This window comes from Nostoc sp. CHAB 5836 (genome assembly GCF_020829445.1).
GTDB lineage: Bacteria > Cyanobacteriota > Cyanobacteriia > Cyanobacteriales > Nostocaceae > Nostoc.
Window position 1 is genome coordinate 1 of record NZ_JAIVFV010000153.1, and the last position, 16,065, is coordinate 16,065.

A 16,065-nucleotide genomic window follows, 5' to 3' on the forward strand; every position below is an offset into this window, starting at 1 on the left:
GCAATTTCACGTTCTTGGCGTTCGAGACTAGTAGATCCTGATTTCCGTCGATTTGCAAACCAATCAAATAGAGACTTTAAACCACGCGATTCTTCGTTGTTAGCCATTTTTTATTTTATTTTAAGTGAAGGTTCAAAATACAATATCTTACCAAAAGATTTTCCAATAACCGGATAATTCTTTTTTATATTTAGCATTTGGGTACTAGAGAAAATTATCCGAGAAAATAAAAAAACCAATTATTTATTTCTAGATTGAGATATTTAATTTAGCCACTGATTGAGAATAAAAGTATGTGTGGAAGATTTACTCTAAACCAGTTATCAGCAAGATTATCTCAAGTTTTCCATGTTGAGCCAGTTCCAGATTTAGCAGCCGAATATAACATTGCACCTACGCAAATGGTGGCTACAGTGTTGCAAAATCCTGAAACCGAAAAGCGTGAATTTAAGCAGTTGCATTGGGGCTTAATTCCATCATGGGCGAAGGATGCAAAAATGGGGGCAAAGCTGATTAACGCTAGAGCCGAAACTGCTGCCGAAAAACCCGCTTTTCGGTCGGCTTTTAAGCATCGACGCTGTTTAGTCGTAGCTGATGGCTTTTATGAGTGGGAACAGCAACAAGGCAAAAAGCAACCGTTTTATTTTCGTCTTCAAGAGGGGGAACCCTTTGCCTTTGCAGGTTTGTGGGAGAAATGGCGAACGCCTGCGAAGGAAGAAATAATCTCTTGTACAATTTTGACAACAGCAGCTAACGAATTACTCCAACCGATCCATGAGCGTATGCCAGTGATTCTAGAGCCAGAAGATTACGATTTATGGCTAGATTCTCAAGTGCAAACGCCCCAAACCCTACAGCAGCTATTGCGTCCTTATCCAGCATCAGCAATGACTGCCTATCCAGTTAGCACCTTGGTAAACAACTCTCGGCATAATACTCCGCAATGTATCATACCCCTCAGTGAGAAGAATGCCCCCGCAGATCAGTTAAATTAGCTATTGAGTGAACTAGGAGGATTGAGGAGATGAGGGAGATAGGGGAGATGAGGAAGCAGGGGAAGTAGAAGAAGAAAAACTATTGATTATTGCCCCATGCCCCATACCCAATGATACTATCTGGCTCCACTTGGGGGAACCCCAACTCTTAGAGACGCTGCGCGTTGGCGCTAGCCTCTGGCCATGTGAGAAGACCGCACTGGCTCCCCCATGCCCAATGCCCTGTTTGGCCGATGCCCAATACCCAATTTAGAGACAAGTATGCCAAGAACACAAAAAAACGATAATTTTGTTGACAAATCCTTTACAGTGATGGCAGATATTATCCTGAAAATCTTGCCAACCAACAAAAAAGCTAAAGAAGCATTTGTTTATTATCGAGATGGGATGTCAGCCCAAGCAGAAGGGGAATATGCTGAAGCATTGGAATACTATGAAGAAGCTTTAACACTAGAGGAAGATACCAACGATCGCGGCTATATTTTCTACAATATGGGGCTAATCTATGCCAGCAATGGCGACCACCAAAAGGCTTTAGAACTATATCACCAGGCAATTGAGTTAAACCCACGTATGCCCCAAGCCTTGAACAACATCGCCGTGATTTATCATTACCAAGGCGAAAAGGAGAAAGAAGCTGGAGATAATGAGGCTGGCGAAGCACTCTTTGACCAAGCAGCAGACTATTGGATTCGAGCGATTCGCATGGCTCCCAATAACTACATCGAAGCCCAAAACTGGCTGAAAACCACCGGGCGATCGCAAATTGACGTATTCTTTTAGTCATTAGTCATTAGTTCTTTGTCATTTGCTAAGGACTAATGACCAATGACAAATGACCAATGACAAATGACCAATGACCAATGACCAATGACAAATGACAAATGACAAATGACAAAGGACAATTATAAATGCACACTTGGATTAAAAATTTCACAGGCTTACTCAATCTTTTTCTCCAATCTCATTGCCCCCTATGTCAACGCCCAACTTCCCAAGAATTTTGTCACAACTGCACCAGACAACTGCAAAAATGTCAACGTAAAGACCCGATTTCTCTATGGCAAAAGCCAATACCAGTGTTTGGCTGGGGAGAATATGGTGGCCCCGTGAAACGGGCGATCGCAGCGATGAAATACGAAAATCAACCCCAAATAGCTCGTCCTTTGGGTCAATGGTTAGGAGAAGCATGGTTGTTAAATTCACCGATGAGAGATAGCCAGCCTGTGGTAGTCCCCATCCCACTTCACCCCAGTAAGCAAAAGCAACGTAAATACAATCAAGCCGCACTCATAGCACAAAGCTTCTGTGAAATAACTGGATTAAAATTGAAACTAAACGGTTTAGCAAGAGTGCGAGAAACTGAAGCGCAGTTTGGCTTGTCGGTATCTAAACGAGAAAAAAACTTGGTCAAAGCTTTTGCTGTTGGGCAAGAATTTCGCGATCGTCCGCCAAATGTCCCAGTGCTGTTAGTAGATGATATTTATACTACTGGTGCTACTGCCAGGTCTGCTGTGCAAACACTTCGTGAGTGTGGAATTGCAGTCTTAGGATTAGTAGCTGTAGCCACTGCCGTTAAAGACGGATAAATTAATAATGAATGGACAAGCTTTGACAGATAAGGAACTTCCAGTTAAAAAAATATCCCATAGTTGGGGCGCAAGACCTTGCGCCCCTAAAAATTTACAAATAATTTTGGATAATTTATTTTTTGGAAATCCCTAAGCACATAATTTGACCGAATTACTCTATCTTTGTAGAAACATTGTTTGAAATGTATGAATAAAGTTTTTGCGGCGGGTTTAAAACAACTCAAGATCATTCCTACCACCTTGCTGGCAATAGGCATAAGTACAAGTACAGCTTTTGCTCAAAATAAATTGTATAGTCCAATTCCTTTATCTAACAGTACTGAACTTTCCGATAGCCTCTCAGATAAAGACATTCCCACAGGCCAAGGTGGGTTTGCCCGTGATTACACAGTAAAGCTGGAGAAGGGCGATAATTTAGCAGTTGATCTCTCATCAGAAAACTTTGACAGCATCATCACAATGCTGGGCCCTGATGGTTCGACTCTGGCAGAAAATGATGATGGTCCTGATGGTAGTAGTAATTCCCTACTATTTACTCGCATCGTTGAGACAGGGAATTATGTTATTCGTGTCCGGTCTTTTGGGGAAACTGGGGTTGGGGCTTTTAAACTCAAGGTGACGAAGTTGCAACCGATTAAATAAAGTTAGGAGTTAGGAGTTAGGAGTTAGGAGTTAGGAGTTAGGAGTTTGGAGTTTGGAGTTTGGAGTTTGGAGTTTGGGGTTCAATACTGTTCGGTTAAGAATATTTGTAGGTTGGGTTGAGGAACGAAACCCAACATTTTCTTTCTCTTTTTTGGGTAACGGAAAGCTCAACCCAACCTACACATTTTTATTTTTAGTCTTAACCGAACCGTATTGGTTAGGAGTTTAGAGTTTGAAGTTTTCACTCCTCACTTTTCACTCCTCACTCCTAACTTCCCACGGTGGTCAATGCGCAGAGAAATAAGGCTTCAGTCCACTCAACGACTGCGCCGTAGGTGTCTCCAGTGTGTCCGCCTAATTTGTGGTTGAACCACGCACCAGTTAAAGTGGCGATCGCGCTTCCTGCAAAAATCATTGTCAGTGCCAGAAATAACTCTTGTTTATCTATCAGCCAAAGTAAACCACTTAAACCAAATAACAACAACAATCCTGGTAACAAATCCTTGTAAGAACGAATGGCTTGTTTGTGAAATGCACCTTTTCCAGTTGCTTTCAGATAAGGATATCGGGCGATCGCCACCTGTTGTCCCCAACGTCCCCACCCACAAGCAGCCATCAGCAATAACCAACGGTTTTCTGGCAAATCTGTCAAAGCTGTTATTTTCAGTATCACCAAGGCGATCGCTGTCATTGCCCCAAATGCACCTGTGGCACTATCTGCCATCACCTCTAGTCGTCGATGCGGGTCGCCCACTGCCAAACCATCGGCAGTATCCATTGCCCCATCTAGATGCAGCCCTCCAGTTATCGCAATCCAAACACTTACTACCAAAGCACTACGAGTTAACACGGGCATACCAATATAATCCATCCCTGTATCTAGTAACCCTAAAATTCCCCCAATCATCAACCCTACAAGTGAAGCAAGACGCGCTACTCCCTGTAAGTCCAACCCGTTCAAATATGGTAGTGGAATACTGGTATAAAATATAATACTAGCTGCCAGCTTTAACAGCAGCTTTTCCCACCACTGTTGCTGTTTCGTCATCTTGGTTCAACTAATAACTAGTTAATTGCTTGATAATAGCCCTAATTTCAGTAAAATTAAACGAACATCAGCAGAGTTTAAAGCTTTAGATAAGATTTACTTCATATTAGAGATAGTACGTGAAAATTTTGCTATGCTGGTCTAAGTAGTAAATAATAAGCTGGATATTGTTTATACAAAGATAAAGGATTCAGGAAATTAAAATTTCATCAAGGATCAAAATTTGCGTTTTGGATTGCAAATTATTAGACGATTGCCCCATAAAATTGATATTTTTTTAGATGTGGGAGTAAACAAGCTATTCAATTATGACAGTTTAGCTATGTTGACACTCTCCTTAGCTCAATCGCTATTTTCCTATGAGTCACCATCTACCCGACACCAGGATACCAGCTCCGTGCATTATTAACACGGGCATCATTGTGAATAAGCTCGACATACGGCGATTGCTGGCAGATTTAGGTCGAGTCCACTACATCTACACCCAAGAAGATAAGTTACTGAGCGAGGGTGAAGGGGATGTGATGGAAGTTTTTGCTAATCCACAAAGGTCTACCTTAGTGGCTAACCACGCGCTATACTTGAACGTTTATAGTTTTGATTACTTGGAACTAAAACAGTCGTCGCAACAAGAAACCTATTTTGATTTGATGCAAGAAGGAGTGTGTCTGCGGTTGATTCCCCGTTCAACCCCTTTACAAGAGCGACGAGAGCGAACCTTCAATGTCAGCGCCATAGAAGCGATGATGGAGCAAGTACTCTCAGCCAGGTGGGATGCAGAAATTGACGATGACTGTTCTGATTCTTTCTAAATAACAATTATTACAGTAAGTAGGTCGGCGCAATTAAAGTTAACTGGTTAAGGCTGTCAGTTGTCATTCGTCATTTGTCATTAGTAAGGGTTTTAAGCTTATTTACGTTTCGTAACATACTGAAGTTTTTTCGCACCAACGTACTTATATATTTGTCAAATGGGATCGCAACTTCCACTTTTCGTTGGCTGATTTCAAGCGGGTAGGGTTTATCTTTAATTTAAAGAGAGATTAAATCCCATAAACCATACGAAAAAGTATCTATGGCAAGCGGTGAAGTATTTGATACCAAAACAAAATCCCTATCTGTGCCAAGGGTAAACCTGCTGACTATGTTCCGGCTGGGTTTATTTCAGATGGGGTTGAGCATGATGTCCATTTTGACTCTGGGAGTACTCAACAGAGTCATGATTCAAGAAATAGCAATTCCGGCGACGCTGGTATCAGTAGTTTTAGCACTGCCCTTATTTGTTGCTCCTTCTCGTGTCTGGTTCGGCCAGATTTCCGATGCCAAGCCCTTATGGGGATACCACCGCACAGCTTATGTTTGGGTGGGAGCGGCAATATTTGCGATCGCAGCATTTTTAGCTGTACAAGTAATGTGGCAGATGAATCTTGCTGGAAATAGTGCAGGTACTTGGGTATGGACAACCCAAACAATGGGCTGGACAGGGCTTTTGGCTTTAGTCTTTGCTGTATACGGTCTAGGAATTTGTGCTAGCGGTACTGCCTTTGCTGCTTTGTTGGTGGATATATCTGAAGAAGATAACCGTTCTAAAGTAGTGGGTGTGGTTTGGTCGATGCTAATGGTGGGGATTATTGTTGGGGCGATTATCAGTGCCAGCTTACTAAAACAGTTAACGCCAGAAGCAACGGTAGAAACCTTGCAGCCAGCGATCAACAGGTTGTTTACTATCGTCCCAGCAATTGTATTTGGTTTAGCGATCGCAGCGACATTCGGCGTAGAAAAAAAATACTCTCAATACTTAACCCGTTCCACACTGGTAAACCGGGAAGACAGCATTACTCTTGGTAATGCTTGGAAAATCTTGACAGCTAGCCCACAAACAGGTTTATTTTTCACCTTTTTACTGGTGATGACTATCAGTTTGTTTATGCAAGACCCGATTTTGGAACCTTATGCGGGTCAAGTGTTTAAAATGCCCCTAGCAGAAAGTACCAAATTAAATATTTTTTATGGAACGGGTCTACTGATTGCCTACGGCGTTACAGGCTTTTTTATCGTGCCGCGTTTAGGTAAGCGCAGAACTGCACGTCTAGGCTGTATGTTGGTAGCATTCTGTGCAATATTGCTAGGAATATCAGGATTCACAGCTAATCCAGGGGTTCTCAAATTAGGTTTGTTCTTCTTCGGTTTAGCCGCAGGTTTTTTAACTACGGCAGCAATTAGCTTAATGTTGGATCTAACCGCAGCAGAAGCCGCAGGTACGTTTATTGGGGCATGGGGATTAGCGCAGTCCCTCTCTAGAGGTGTGGCGGTAGTAATGGGAGGTACAGTTTTGGATATCGGACGCAAGGTGCTACCTAGCCCAGAGTTAGCTTATGGACTAGTATTTGCTCTAGAAGCCGTGGGAATGGTGGTGTCAATTTGGTTTCTGAATCGGGTGAACGTCACAGAATTTCAAACAAATACAAAACTTGCGATCGCTTCGGTTTTAGAAAGCGATTTAGATTAAACTGTATAGGGCAAATGACAAATGACAAATGACAAATGACAAATGACAAATGACAAATGACAAATGAATGATTTTTGGACAACAATTCTTGATTTTGCCCAAATTACCACTACCAGAGTGGGCAAACAGCTAATGGAAGATTTTGGGCAAGTACAGGCTGACCAAAAAGCCGATGGTAGTTTGGTAACCCAAGCAGATAAATGGGCAGATCAAGAAATTCGGGATGCGATCGCTTCTAATTTCTCAGGTTACGGCATTTTGAGCGAAGAGAGCGATCAGTCATTTCCCGGTACGGAGTGGTGTTGGGTAATTGACCCTCTAGACGGTACAACCAACTTTACACGTGGCATTCCCATCTGGACAATATCTCTGGGTTTACTGTATCGAGGTACACCCATTTTTGGTTATGTTTACGCACCAACCTTGAATCAAGCTTTTCACGGTTTCTGGGCAGGTTCATCTGGTTTAACACCGCCAATAGGAGCATTTCTCAACCACCACCCCATCCACACCAGTGGTGATAGCCCTAGCAACAATCACTTTTTTAACCTTTGTTCCCGTAGCACCGCAGCTATCCAAAACGGTTTTCCGTGTAAAATTCGGATGTTGGGTGTGGCTAGTTATAACTTTTTGATGGTTGCGACTGGAGCAACATTAGGTGGTATTGAGGCGACACCAAAAGTTTGGGACTTAGCGGGGGCTTGGGTAATTGTCCAGGCGGCTGGTGGCGTCTGGTCATCGCTCAAATCAGAGCCGTTTCCATTGTCACCAGGAGAAGATTATAGCGATCGCTCTTTTCCCACCCTGGTTGTCAGTCGTCCCGAATTAGTTTCGGTATTTCAACCTTTTATCGAAGGCGTAAAAATTTAATTTGCCGCTCCGCTAGCTGAAAACAGTGATTTTGTCTAATCTAGATTTAATTCGAGAGTTTGTGCAAAACTCTATCCAGAAAAAAGAAGTTTTGTTGTCAAATCCTGGTTTGACAGCACAAACAGTGTATAGAACCAACCAACTGACAGCGAAATCTGAAGGCGTAATTGCGATCGCCCAACTATCTAAAACCTTACCTGAATTCTGGATTTCTCCAAAATCATCCCAGTGGGAATTGATCAATCAGGCATTAGCAGAATATAGTTATCTTCTCAAAGGAGAAGTAGATAATCGGGGTTTTTATCATTATCAATACTACGAAGTTCCCAAAGGCTATCAGATGCACTGTACTAAATCTGTGCTTCTATGGCGAGCTTGGTGGAAATATCGCAAGTATACTTTAAGGCTAGGGATTCCGTTGGAACTTCTGATTAGAACACGAGATTCATGGTATCCAGTTAGAGATTTAATTATTAGCGACGGACTTCTTTATATCAAAACATTAGGAAGCGAGATCGCACTTGATTCAGAGGATCTGGTTACTTGGTTAAGCAAAATTGACGGGTAAAAGTGGGTAATTGTTGAAAATGCTGAGATTTTTTTCTACACTTTGAAACTATAGGAATCCGGTTTCATTTTTGAACAAAATTAGTATTTGTAGGGTGCGTTAGCGTTTCGCGTAACGCACCAAACTTTTAAGAATGGTGCGTTACGCTGTCGCTAACACACCCTACGTATATTTTCAAAAATCAAATATGAGTCCTATATGACTGTAACGGTTTTTAATAAACTGTTTCATCTTCTTTACGCCATGCTGGATCAACAATACAAATAAATATCAGAGGTTCCATGCCAGAGTTACAAATAAATTGCCGTGTATTCGGAGGAATATACACAGCATCTCCCGGCTGAACTATCTGGGTTTGATCATCAATGTGCATTTCTCCAGTGCCACTGAGAATATAATATACCTCTGAGGTTGAGAGCGAGTGGGGTTGAGAGGTTTTTCCTACTGGCAGTGTTGCATGAGCCAAACTATAGCGCAATTCCAGAGGTTGTTTATCTGGATGTAGTAGTTCTCGCAGAATGGTATTATCTCCTGCAATAAATTCTACACAGTCTTGAAGTTTTTGAACTAGCATCAATCAATTTTTGGTTTGAGACTTTGAATTAGTTAATAGTCAAGGTCAAGGATTATTAATTCTCCCTCATCTTCCCTTAAGTAACTCGGCAAAAATAAACCAAGCTATATTACGAAACGTAAATACACCTTAAACCCTTATAAATGACAAAGGACAAATGACAAGTGACGGCTTTAGCCAGTTAGGTTTATTTGCGTCGCCTTACTTACTCCTCCTGCTTAATACAGATAAGGATTCGTCTTCGGTTGATAGTCCAAACAGTCGATCGCTTCTTCTGTGTTGGCAACAGATGGGCGTACAGTACATTTGAGACGGTAATTGTCGGTAAAATATTGGCAACCAGTACAGGGAATTTGATGCATTTGCTTGGCTGTAGTCACACTATCTCGCGCTGCCGCAAAAAGACTCAAAACAACGAGAATAATTACAGTCCAAGCAACTACAAAGCAAATCGGGACTAATAAAGGTTGAATCCCATGAATGAGGAAAGATATCACTTTAAACACAGACAGTATGTCCTGATACAAATTAAGAGCTAAAAGTATATTACCTCTTAAGTAGGTTGGCGCAATTAAAGTTAACTGGCTAAGGCTGTCATTTGTCATTGGTCATTGGTCATTGGTCATTTGTCATTTGTCATTTGTCATTGGTCATTTGTCATTTGTCATTGGTCATTGGTCATTTGTCATTTGTCATTGGTCATTTGTCATTAGTAAAGGTTTTAAGCTTATTTACGTTTCGTAATATACTTAATTTTTTTCGCACTAACGTACTTATATCATGTCCGCTTGATTACTTAGGCCTTGCTGAAAAAGTCTCTAAAACAAATCTAAAAGCCACACAGCTTGCAACATGGTTGTTTCGCGCTCAGGTTTCAAATTTACCCAGCGATGCCAACTCTTGGAGACGCTACGCGAACGGCGGGCTGCGCCAACGCTAAGGATTGTGCAAGGGTTTTGAGACTCTAGATGTTATAACGAATGGCACTTGCTTGGTGAAAAAAGGCTTGAATCCCAAGAACCCCACCCCGCCAAAGCTACGCTTTGTCTCCCCTCCGCGCAAGCGGGGAGGGGATTAAGGGGAGGAGTTATTGTGCCTCACAAGGGACGAGAACCGCTATCAGTTAAACGCCAGCATGACCTAGTGCTAAACCAGTGACGAGCATTCCTAGAACAAGGAAAGGTTGGGCGCTGGCTTGGTACTTAACATCATTCTTCACAGGATCGCGCAGAAAATACATATCCTGCAAGGTGATTTGCGGGATGATTAACAATACTAGTATTGCTGCATACAAATTTTCATGGATGCTGACTAGATAAGCTGCAATAAATCCTTGAAAGAGATCAATTGTCACTACACAAATCCAAGACGCGGCGGTGATACCAAACATTACGGGTAGTGACTGTAATCCTAGTTGGCGATCGCCTTCTACACTCTTAAAATCATTGACAATGGCAATACCCAATCCAGCCAAGCTGTAGAACATTGTCAAAATCACAATTGTGGAATTCAGTTCACCAAACAAAGCGTGTCCTGTAGACCAAGGTAGGGTGATATAGCTTGCGCCCAAGGCGTAGCTACCTAACCAGCCGTTTTGTTTGAGTTTCAGGGGAGGTGCAGAATAAATGTAGGCGATGAAAGAACCGATAATTGCGATCGCTGTAATTGTCGGGAATTCATGACCAGACCACACATCCAGCACAAATGCTAGAGCAATACCAGCAATCAGTAATACCCAAATCTGAATAATTACCTGGGGTAGGGGAATTGCGCCAGAGGGAATCGGGCGATAAGGTTCATTGATGGCATCGATTTCGCGATCGTAGTAATCGTTGAGGATTTGGGTGTAACCTGTCATCAATGGCCCAGCCAGTAACATACAGGCTGCTACCTTCAAAACATTTTCTGGTGTCCAAGTATAGTTACCAGAAGAAGCCGCACCACAGACTACGCCCCAAATTAGGGGAATCCAGGTAATCGGCTTCATTAGCTGTAAACGAATTTTCCAAATGGAAGTTTCCCCAGACGCTGCACCTTTCATCCCCAACATCTGCCTAGTTTTCGCACTGCGATCGGCAGATGCGATCAATTGCTCACTAGAATTACTGACCACTGAGTCTAATGCCTCAGATGGTTTAGGGTCTGGACTAATGGGAGTTGATTCTGACATAAGGCTTATTAATGAGTTAGGAGTTAGGAGTTTGGAGTTTGGGGTTTGGAGTTTAGGGTTTGGGGTTTGGAGTTAGAAGCTATTCAGGGCTATTTGATTCTAGACATAAACCACCCGGAACTGAAGTTCCTGGCTCATAGCTAAAGTCCGTTAAAACGGACTTTAGCCTTTTCTCAGTAGTCTTAAGACAACTTTCGCTATTAGACTCAGAATTAATTCTGAGGCCGGCTAGATGAGAATGAAATAGCCCTGAGAAACTATTACTTATTTATTTTTATTCCTAACTCCTAACTCCTAACTCCTAACTCCTAACTCCTAACTCCTAACTTTGTTCCTAACTAACTTAAAACGAAATTATCAAATAATTATTCTGAAACTTAGCTCCCGCAACGGGTCTGCCACTCAAAGCTGGTGGTAAGGGAATATTCCGTCGCTGGTCTCCTGCTTCTACCGTGACTTCTGGCCCATACTGGGTGAGCTTGACTTGCTTTTTGTCAAAACTTGGCAAGAATAGGCGTACTTGACGATTGTGGATGTCTATTTCAATTGGTTTGGGAGCCTGTAATGCTTGTGCTTCAAAGTTGGGTAAAGCGTCTATCAGTGGTTGCCAGTCACCTGTGGGCGAGTCGGGAATCACGCTCACAGGTAAGGGTATAAATTCCTCTGAAAGATTGACATTTGTCTCCGTAGACACCAGTAGAACACCACCAACAGTTAAACCAATTTGTTGAGCGCTACCCCACAAATAACGAGCATTTGCTACCTCAATGGGATCTCCTGTCGTCACTAAGAAAGCAGCGAGACGCTTGGGGTCAGCAAGAGCGGCTCTTCCCTTTTCTAAGAAATTATTGACTTGGTTAGTGGGCCCTGCAAAGTTATCAGTTGTCCAGTTGACATTGAAAAAACTGCTAATCACCGGTTGAATCAAGGGTGATTCAGTAATCGTCTTCCCCAAATCGGAGTTGACAAATAATTGCCGAAATCGCCGGACATACCAACTGAGAGATTCTGGCAAACCCAACATTCGCAACGTTAAAGAGTCGCCCGTGCCATCGTAGACGATCGCATCATATTTGCCACTGGCATCATATTCACGGATAGCATTCAGGGCTAGGGCATTATCCATCCCCGGCAATACTACCAGTTCTTGACCAAAAACGTCTTTGAAGATGGGCGTGCGGAGATATTGCGCCTCAAGTTTCTTGACTTCGTCCCAGTTGCGTTCTAGTAGTACAGATGCTTGAAACTGTACTACTTGCAAATTGGGAGCGATTTCCTGGGGATCGGCAGCAATGGGGGTATCCAGCAGAATTGACAATGTTGGTTCTGCTTGTCCTGCTAGGAGTACGCGCTTACCTTGACTTGCCAATAATTTGGCGGCGGCGATCGCAATTTTGGTACGAGCGGTGCCGCCTTTGCCCAAAAATGTCAATATTAGAGCCATTAGTTGATTCCTATTTTCACCGCCGATCTTTTCAACTCCAACTTAGCACTCAACAAAGACTCTCAGCCTGTGCTTTCAACTTCAGATACCAACAAAAGCTCAGTTATGAGTTCTTGACAACTACACAGGTTTGATTTCATCTTCAAAAAACCAAGTGGAAGAATTGTCGTCAAACAGCACCACTACACCGATCCCGCCACCATCGGTGACTTTGTAGCCTTGGATGATACCCACTTGTCCGAGTTTTTTTACAACAGGGGCAGAAACGCGATCGCGCAAACGATATACTTTAACCTTTTGTCCGATTTCCATGCCTAATTACAATTCAGATAAACCAAGTCTCAGTGTAGCGGAATCCGTGACTCTGCTCTCACAAATTCAGGGGAGATCACGGGCAGAATCATAACTCGTGTACAGACGCGATTCATCGCGTCTTTTAACAGCTTAAAATTAAATCAACAACCAAGCAGGTAGATACCAATGTTTGTCACAGCGCAAGAGCTAGAACAGCAGATGCCCGATGCAACTCGGTTGTTAAGTGATGAACCGGAAATGGAAACTTCGTTGCATTATATGCAGCTACTGCTGCTAGTCACTTCTCTTGAGTGGCTGTGGCGTGACTGTAATGATTTCTTTATCGGTGCGAATCTAACGATTTATTTTAGCCGTCAGCAGTTGCGAAATCGAGATTTTCGCGGCCCAGACTTTTTTTTGGTCAAAGACACCGAAAAGCGATCGCGCAATTCTTGGGTAGTGTGGGAGGAAGATGGTCGTTATCCAGATTTGATTATTGAATTACTTTCTGAAAGTACGGCTAATATTGACCGGAATTTGAAGAAAAATCTCTATGAAAATCGATTTCACACACCAGAATATTTTTGGTTTTCGCCGGAAAATTTGGAATTTGCCGGTTTTGAATTGGTAGGTAACAAGTATCAGGAAATTACACCAAATGGGCGGGGATGGCGTTGGAGCGATGTACTGAGGCTGTATTTAGGCGTAGAAGGAGGTAAATTGCGCTACTTTACACCCGATGGTGATTTAGTTCCAACACCAGAGGAAGCTGCTATTGCAGCGCAACAACAGGCATCTGAAGCCCAACAACAGGCATCTGAGGCACAACAACAGGCATCTGAGGCACAACAACAGGCATCTGAGGCACAATTGCGGTTGGAACAAGAACAGCTGCTTTCGCAACGGTTAGCTGAACGTTTGCGATCGCTGGGAGTTGATCCAAATAGCTTGAGTTAAGCAAATAAGGTAGTAGTCATGTATCAAACAGATCCACCACGTTCGCCACAAGAAACAATGCCTACGATGTATGATTTACCCAGTGAATTAGTAGGGGAATCAGGTTTGCCAGATGAATCTCACCGTATTCAAGCAGATTTGCTCAGTGAGACTTGTCAGCCTCTCACTTATTCATCTGAGGAAATTTTGCTTGCTAGTGACTTAAATCTTTACTACGATCCCCGTCATCCTTTATGGTACAAGCGTCCTGATTGGTACATGGTTTTAGGATTACCTAGTACTAGCCAACAGCAAGACCTACGCTTAAGCTACGTCATTTGGCAAGAAGGGGTTGATCCATTTTTAGTAGTTGAATTACTTTCACCAGGTACAGAACAAGAAGACTTAGGAAAAACACTGGGGGAAGTAAACCGACCCCCAACAAAGTGGGAAGTATATGAACGCATTTTGCGGGTTCCCTACTATGTTGTCTATGACCGCTACGAAAACCATTTGCGTGCCTTTAAACTAATGGGTACTCGTTATGAAGCAATCCCCTTACGAGAAAACCGTTTCTTTTTGGCAGAGTTAGAACTAGGATTGGGTCTTTGGCAAGGTTCTTATCAACAAACGACAGGTTTGTGGTTGCGTTGGTATGATGCAGCAGGTTGGAAACCGACGCGAAAAGAACAAGTAGAGCAGGAACATCAACGGGCTGAACAGGAACATCAACGGGCTGAACAGGAACATCAACGGGCTGAACAAGAACATCAACGAGCTGAACAAGAACATCAACGGGCAGAGCGATTGGCGGAGTATTTGCGATCGCAGGGAGTTAACCCAGATAGTTTAAGTTAGGTAAAAACTCCCATCCCTAGCGACGAAAGCAACGTTGCCGACAGAAGTGATATTTGTAGGCAAAATCCACTTGACAATAGCCGATTCATTGTATGATCACCAAGATAATTGGGGTACGATTTTATCGTAATGATGTATTTTCCAGAGAACACAAGGTTACCTTCATCAGGTATTAAGCTTTATTTATAAAGCGAAATTGGGTGTGTAGGCAGTGAAAGAGTAAGCAGGAATTGTTACAAGCAATGCGAGGATTTGTACGTACAGCGCGAAGGGTCAGACACATACTGCCATTAAATGAACAGATGTGGGCAAAATTTGACTTGCTGAGAACTTTAGTTAGGCGAGATTTAGAGGCGCGGTATAAAGGTTCTATTTTAGGCAATTTGTGGCCTTTGCTAAATCAGTTATCACAATTACTGATTTACACTTATGTATTTTCGGTTGTGCTGAAAGTCAAGTTAACTCTTAAAAGTTTACCAGAAAATAACTTCACCTTTGGTTTGTGGCTATTTGCGGGTTTGCTACCCTGGATTGCTTTTACAGGGGGTTTGATGCAATCTGCTAGTTCAGTCGTAGGACAGCCAAATTTAGTCAAAAAGGTTGTATTTCCTCTAGCTTTATTACCCCTCGTGCCAATTTTATCAACATTCATTGAGAGTTACTTTGGTTTAATAGCGTTGATTATTTTTGTGGCGATAACTTCTCATACTTTACACGCTACCTTGGCGCTATTACCGTTGGTATGGCTAACGCAATTATTGCTAACGGCAGGATTGGGCTATTTAGCGGCAGGACTAACAGTGTTTTTGCGAGATATACCGCAAACTTTAGGGTTAGTTTTAAATATTTGGATGTATTTGACACCAATTATTTATCCAGCTTCAGCAATTCCAAAGGAATGGCGAGGATGGGTGTTTTGGTTAAATCCAATGACAGCCATAGTTGAGGTTTATCGTGACATAGTTTTGGTTGGAGAGGTAAAACATTGGGGGGAATGGGGAGTTGCTTCTGTGATTTCAGCAAGTATGTTTTGTCTCGGATTTACGGTCTATAAACGTTTGCGTCCGGCCTTTGCTGATGTTTTATGAAACTATCAAGAATTGTTCGAGGTAACTTACTATTAAACGGCAGAAAATGTATTGGTGAATCAGGAGATAATTGTGAGGATTTAGAGCATACTGCAAATAAATATACGTTGTGGGAAATGCTAACTTCAGAAACATCATATTTAAAAGTAGATTAAGGCAATCACAGATAAAATTTTATACTAGATGTATGGGACTTAGTATACTAAATAATAGTTTTAAGATACTGTGTACTCGGCTTTATTATTAACAATCTGATGATATTGATTATCTAGTGAAGGATTTTCATAAAAACAGATGAAGCCTCAGATCCGATTAAAATGTCTTGATTAGTTTACAGGTTAGTAATTTCTGTGAAAGTCTTCCAAGTGGGTTTCGTCTTCGGATAAAATGATTAGGGTTCCGACTGCACTACCTGGCTGGCGAGGCTTCCGAGGTGGTTGGAGTTCACCAATCAGTCTGGCAACAGTGCGATCGCCG

At 42.4% G+C, this 16,065-nt stretch carries 17 protein-coding genes and 1 pseudogene; 11 read left to right on the top strand and 7 right to left on the bottom strand.

The features are described 5' to 3' along the window. Positions 1-107, bottom strand: a pseudogene (locus LC605_RS24335) (acetyl-CoA carboxylase carboxyl transferase subunit beta); the annotation flags it as partial. Positions 108-293: 186 nt separating this feature from the next. Between LC605_RS24335 and LC605_RS24340 the strand changes: the two are divergent. From LC605_RS24340 to LC605_RS24355, 4 genes are all read left to right on the top strand, one after another. After that, entirely contained in the window at positions 294-995 is a 702-nt protein-coding gene (locus LC605_RS24340) for an SOS response-associated peptidase (RefSeq protein WP_229550081.1), read from the top strand. Positions 996-1,256: 261 nt separating this feature from the next. Next, on the top strand, positions 1,257-1,778 hold the full coding sequence (locus tag LC605_RS24345; protein WP_229550082.1) for a photosystem I assembly protein Ycf3: 522 nt from the start codon (positions 1,257-1,259) through the stop codon (positions 1,776-1,778). A gap of 128 nt (positions 1,779-1,906) precedes the next feature. Continuing rightward, a complete protein-coding gene (locus tag LC605_RS24350) occupies positions 1,907-2,584 on the top strand; it encodes a ComF family protein (protein ID WP_229550083.1) in 678 nt (225 codons plus the stop codon). A 189-nt stretch (positions 2,585-2,773) separates the two neighbouring features. Then, complete coding sequence (locus tag LC605_RS24355) at positions 2,774-3,229, top strand: PPC domain-containing protein (RefSeq protein WP_229550084.1); 456 nt, start codon at positions 2,774-2,776, stop codon at positions 3,227-3,229. A gap of 268 nt (positions 3,230-3,497) precedes the next feature. Here the strand turns inward: LC605_RS24355 and cobS are convergent, their stop codons facing one another. Further along, positions 3,498-4,277, bottom strand: coding sequence for an adenosylcobinamide-GDP ribazoletransferase (gene cobS / locus LC605_RS24360; protein WP_229550085.1), 780 nt, complete (start codon positions 4,275-4,277; stop codon positions 3,498-3,500). A gap of 359 nt (positions 4,278-4,636) precedes the next feature. Between cobS and LC605_RS24365 the strand changes: the two genes are divergently transcribed. The 4 genes from LC605_RS24365 (at position 4,637) to LC605_RS24380 (ending at position 8,224) form a co-directional block, all read left to right on the top strand. Beyond that, positions 4,637-5,089, top strand: coding sequence for a hypothetical protein (locus tag LC605_RS24365; protein WP_229550086.1), 453 nt, complete (start codon positions 4,637-4,639; stop codon positions 5,087-5,089). A 263-nt stretch (positions 5,090-5,352) separates the two neighbouring features. Further along, on the top strand, positions 5,353-6,786 hold the full coding sequence (locus LC605_RS24370; protein ID WP_229550087.1) for a BCD family MFS transporter: 1,434 nt from the start codon (positions 5,353-5,355) through the stop codon (positions 6,784-6,786). A gap of 63 nt (positions 6,787-6,849) precedes the next feature. After that, entirely contained in the window at positions 6,850-7,656 is an 807-nt protein-coding gene (locus LC605_RS24375; RefSeq protein ID WP_229550088.1) for an inositol monophosphatase family protein, read from the top strand. Positions 7,657-7,684: 28 nt separating this feature from the next. Next, complete coding sequence (locus LC605_RS24380; protein WP_229550096.1) at positions 7,685-8,224, top strand: hypothetical protein; 540 nt, start codon at positions 7,685-7,687, stop codon at positions 8,222-8,224. Between the two features lie 214 nt (positions 8,225-8,438). Here the strand turns inward: LC605_RS24380 and LC605_RS24385 are convergent, their stop codons facing one another. The 5 genes from LC605_RS24385 to LC605_RS24405 all read right to left on the bottom strand — a co-directional run bounded on the left by LC605_RS24385 (position 8,439) and on the right by LC605_RS24405 (position 12,724). Continuing rightward, a complete protein-coding gene (locus LC605_RS24385; RefSeq protein WP_229550089.1) occupies positions 8,439-8,798 on the bottom strand; it encodes a cupin domain-containing protein in 360 nt (119 codons plus the stop codon). Positions 8,799-9,016: 218 nt separating this feature from the next. Next, a complete protein-coding gene (locus tag LC605_RS24390; RefSeq protein ID WP_229550097.1) occupies positions 9,017-9,304 on the bottom strand; it encodes a hypothetical protein in 288 nt (95 codons plus the stop codon). Positions 9,305-9,921: 617 nt separating this feature from the next. Continuing rightward, a complete protein-coding gene (chlG, locus tag LC605_RS24395) occupies positions 9,922-10,968 on the bottom strand; it encodes a chlorophyll synthase ChlG (protein ID WP_229550090.1) in 1,047 nt (348 codons plus the stop codon). A gap of 343 nt (positions 10,969-11,311) precedes the next feature. After that, positions 11,312-12,412: an ArsA family ATPase gene (locus LC605_RS24400; RefSeq protein ID WP_229550091.1), complete on the bottom strand. Its 1,101-nt coding sequence runs from the start codon at positions 12,410-12,412 to the stop codon at positions 11,312-11,314. 120 nt (positions 12,413-12,532) lie between these two features. Further along, complete coding sequence (locus LC605_RS24405) at positions 12,533-12,724, bottom strand: DUF2862 domain-containing protein (protein ID WP_229550092.1); 192 nt, start codon at positions 12,722-12,724, stop codon at positions 12,533-12,535. 168 nt (positions 12,725-12,892) lie between these two features. Between LC605_RS24405 and LC605_RS24410 the strand changes: the two genes are divergently transcribed. The 3 genes from LC605_RS24410 to LC605_RS24420 all read left to right on the top strand — a co-directional run bounded on the left by LC605_RS24410 (position 12,893) and on the right by LC605_RS24420 (position 15,588). Beyond that, the gene (locus LC605_RS24410) at positions 12,893-13,663 is read left to right on the top strand and encodes a Uma2 family endonuclease (protein ID WP_229550093.1); all 771 of its coding nucleotides are present in this window, start codon (positions 12,893-12,895) and stop codon (positions 13,661-13,663) included. 18 nt (positions 13,664-13,681) lie between these two features. Beyond that, the gene (locus LC605_RS24415; RefSeq protein WP_229550094.1) at positions 13,682-14,500 is read left to right on the top strand and encodes a Uma2 family endonuclease; all 819 of its coding nucleotides are present in this window, start codon (positions 13,682-13,684) and stop codon (positions 14,498-14,500) included. Between the two features lie 242 nt (positions 14,501-14,742). Then, complete coding sequence (locus LC605_RS24420; RefSeq protein WP_229550095.1) at positions 14,743-15,588, top strand: ABC transporter permease; 846 nt, start codon at positions 14,743-14,745, stop codon at positions 15,586-15,588. Positions 15,589-16,065: the final 477 nt, after the last annotated feature.

What these genes read in the sequence shown, in the direction of transcription:
- LC605_RS24350 (WP_229550083.1), top strand. Translation starts at nt 1,907, where the DNA reads ATGCACACTTGGATTAAAAATTTCACAGGCTTACTCAATCTTTTTCTC.
- chlG (WP_229550090.1), bottom strand. Translation starts at nt 10,968, where the DNA reads ATGTCAGAATCAACTCCCATTAGTCCAGACCCTAAACCATCTGAGGCA.
- LC605_RS24400 (WP_229550091.1), bottom strand. Translation starts at nt 12,412, where the DNA reads ATGGCTCTAATATTGACATTTTTGGGCAAAGGCGGCACCGCTCGTACC.
- LC605_RS24410 (WP_229550093.1), top strand. Translation starts at nt 12,893, where the DNA reads ATGTTTGTCACAGCGCAAGAGCTAGAACAGCAGATGCCCGATGCAACT.
- LC605_RS24370 (WP_229550087.1), top strand. Translation starts at nt 5,353, where the DNA reads ATGGCAAGCGGTGAAGTATTTGATACCAAAACAAAATCCCTATCTGTG.
- LC605_RS24385 (WP_229550089.1), bottom strand. Translation starts at nt 8,798, where the DNA reads ATGCTAGTTCAAAAACTTCAAGACTGTGTAGAATTTATTGCAGGAGAT.
- cobS (WP_229550085.1), bottom strand. Translation starts at nt 4,277, where the DNA reads ATGACGAAACAGCAACAGTGGTGGGAAAAGCTGCTGTTAAAGCTGGCA.
- LC605_RS24415 (WP_229550094.1), top strand. Translation starts at nt 13,682, where the DNA reads ATGTATCAAACAGATCCACCACGTTCGCCACAAGAAACAATGCCTACG.
- LC605_RS24420 (WP_229550095.1), top strand. Translation starts at nt 14,743, where the DNA reads ATGCGAGGATTTGTACGTACAGCGCGAAGGGTCAGACACATACTGCCA.
- LC605_RS24345 (WP_229550082.1), top strand. Translation starts at nt 1,257, where the DNA reads ATGCCAAGAACACAAAAAAACGATAATTTTGTTGACAAATCCTTTACA.
- LC605_RS24375 (WP_229550088.1), top strand. Translation starts at nt 6,850, where the DNA reads ATGAATGATTTTTGGACAACAATTCTTGATTTTGCCCAAATTACCACT.
- LC605_RS24365 (WP_229550086.1), top strand. Translation starts at nt 4,637, where the DNA reads ATGAGTCACCATCTACCCGACACCAGGATACCAGCTCCGTGCATTATT.
- LC605_RS24355 (WP_229550084.1), top strand. Translation starts at nt 2,774, where the DNA reads ATGAATAAAGTTTTTGCGGCGGGTTTAAAACAACTCAAGATCATTCCT.
- LC605_RS24405 (WP_229550092.1), bottom strand. Translation starts at nt 12,724, where the DNA reads ATGGAAATCGGACAAAAGGTTAAAGTATATCGTTTGCGCGATCGCGTT.
- LC605_RS24340 (WP_229550081.1), top strand. Translation starts at nt 294, where the DNA reads ATGTGTGGAAGATTTACTCTAAACCAGTTATCAGCAAGATTATCTCAA.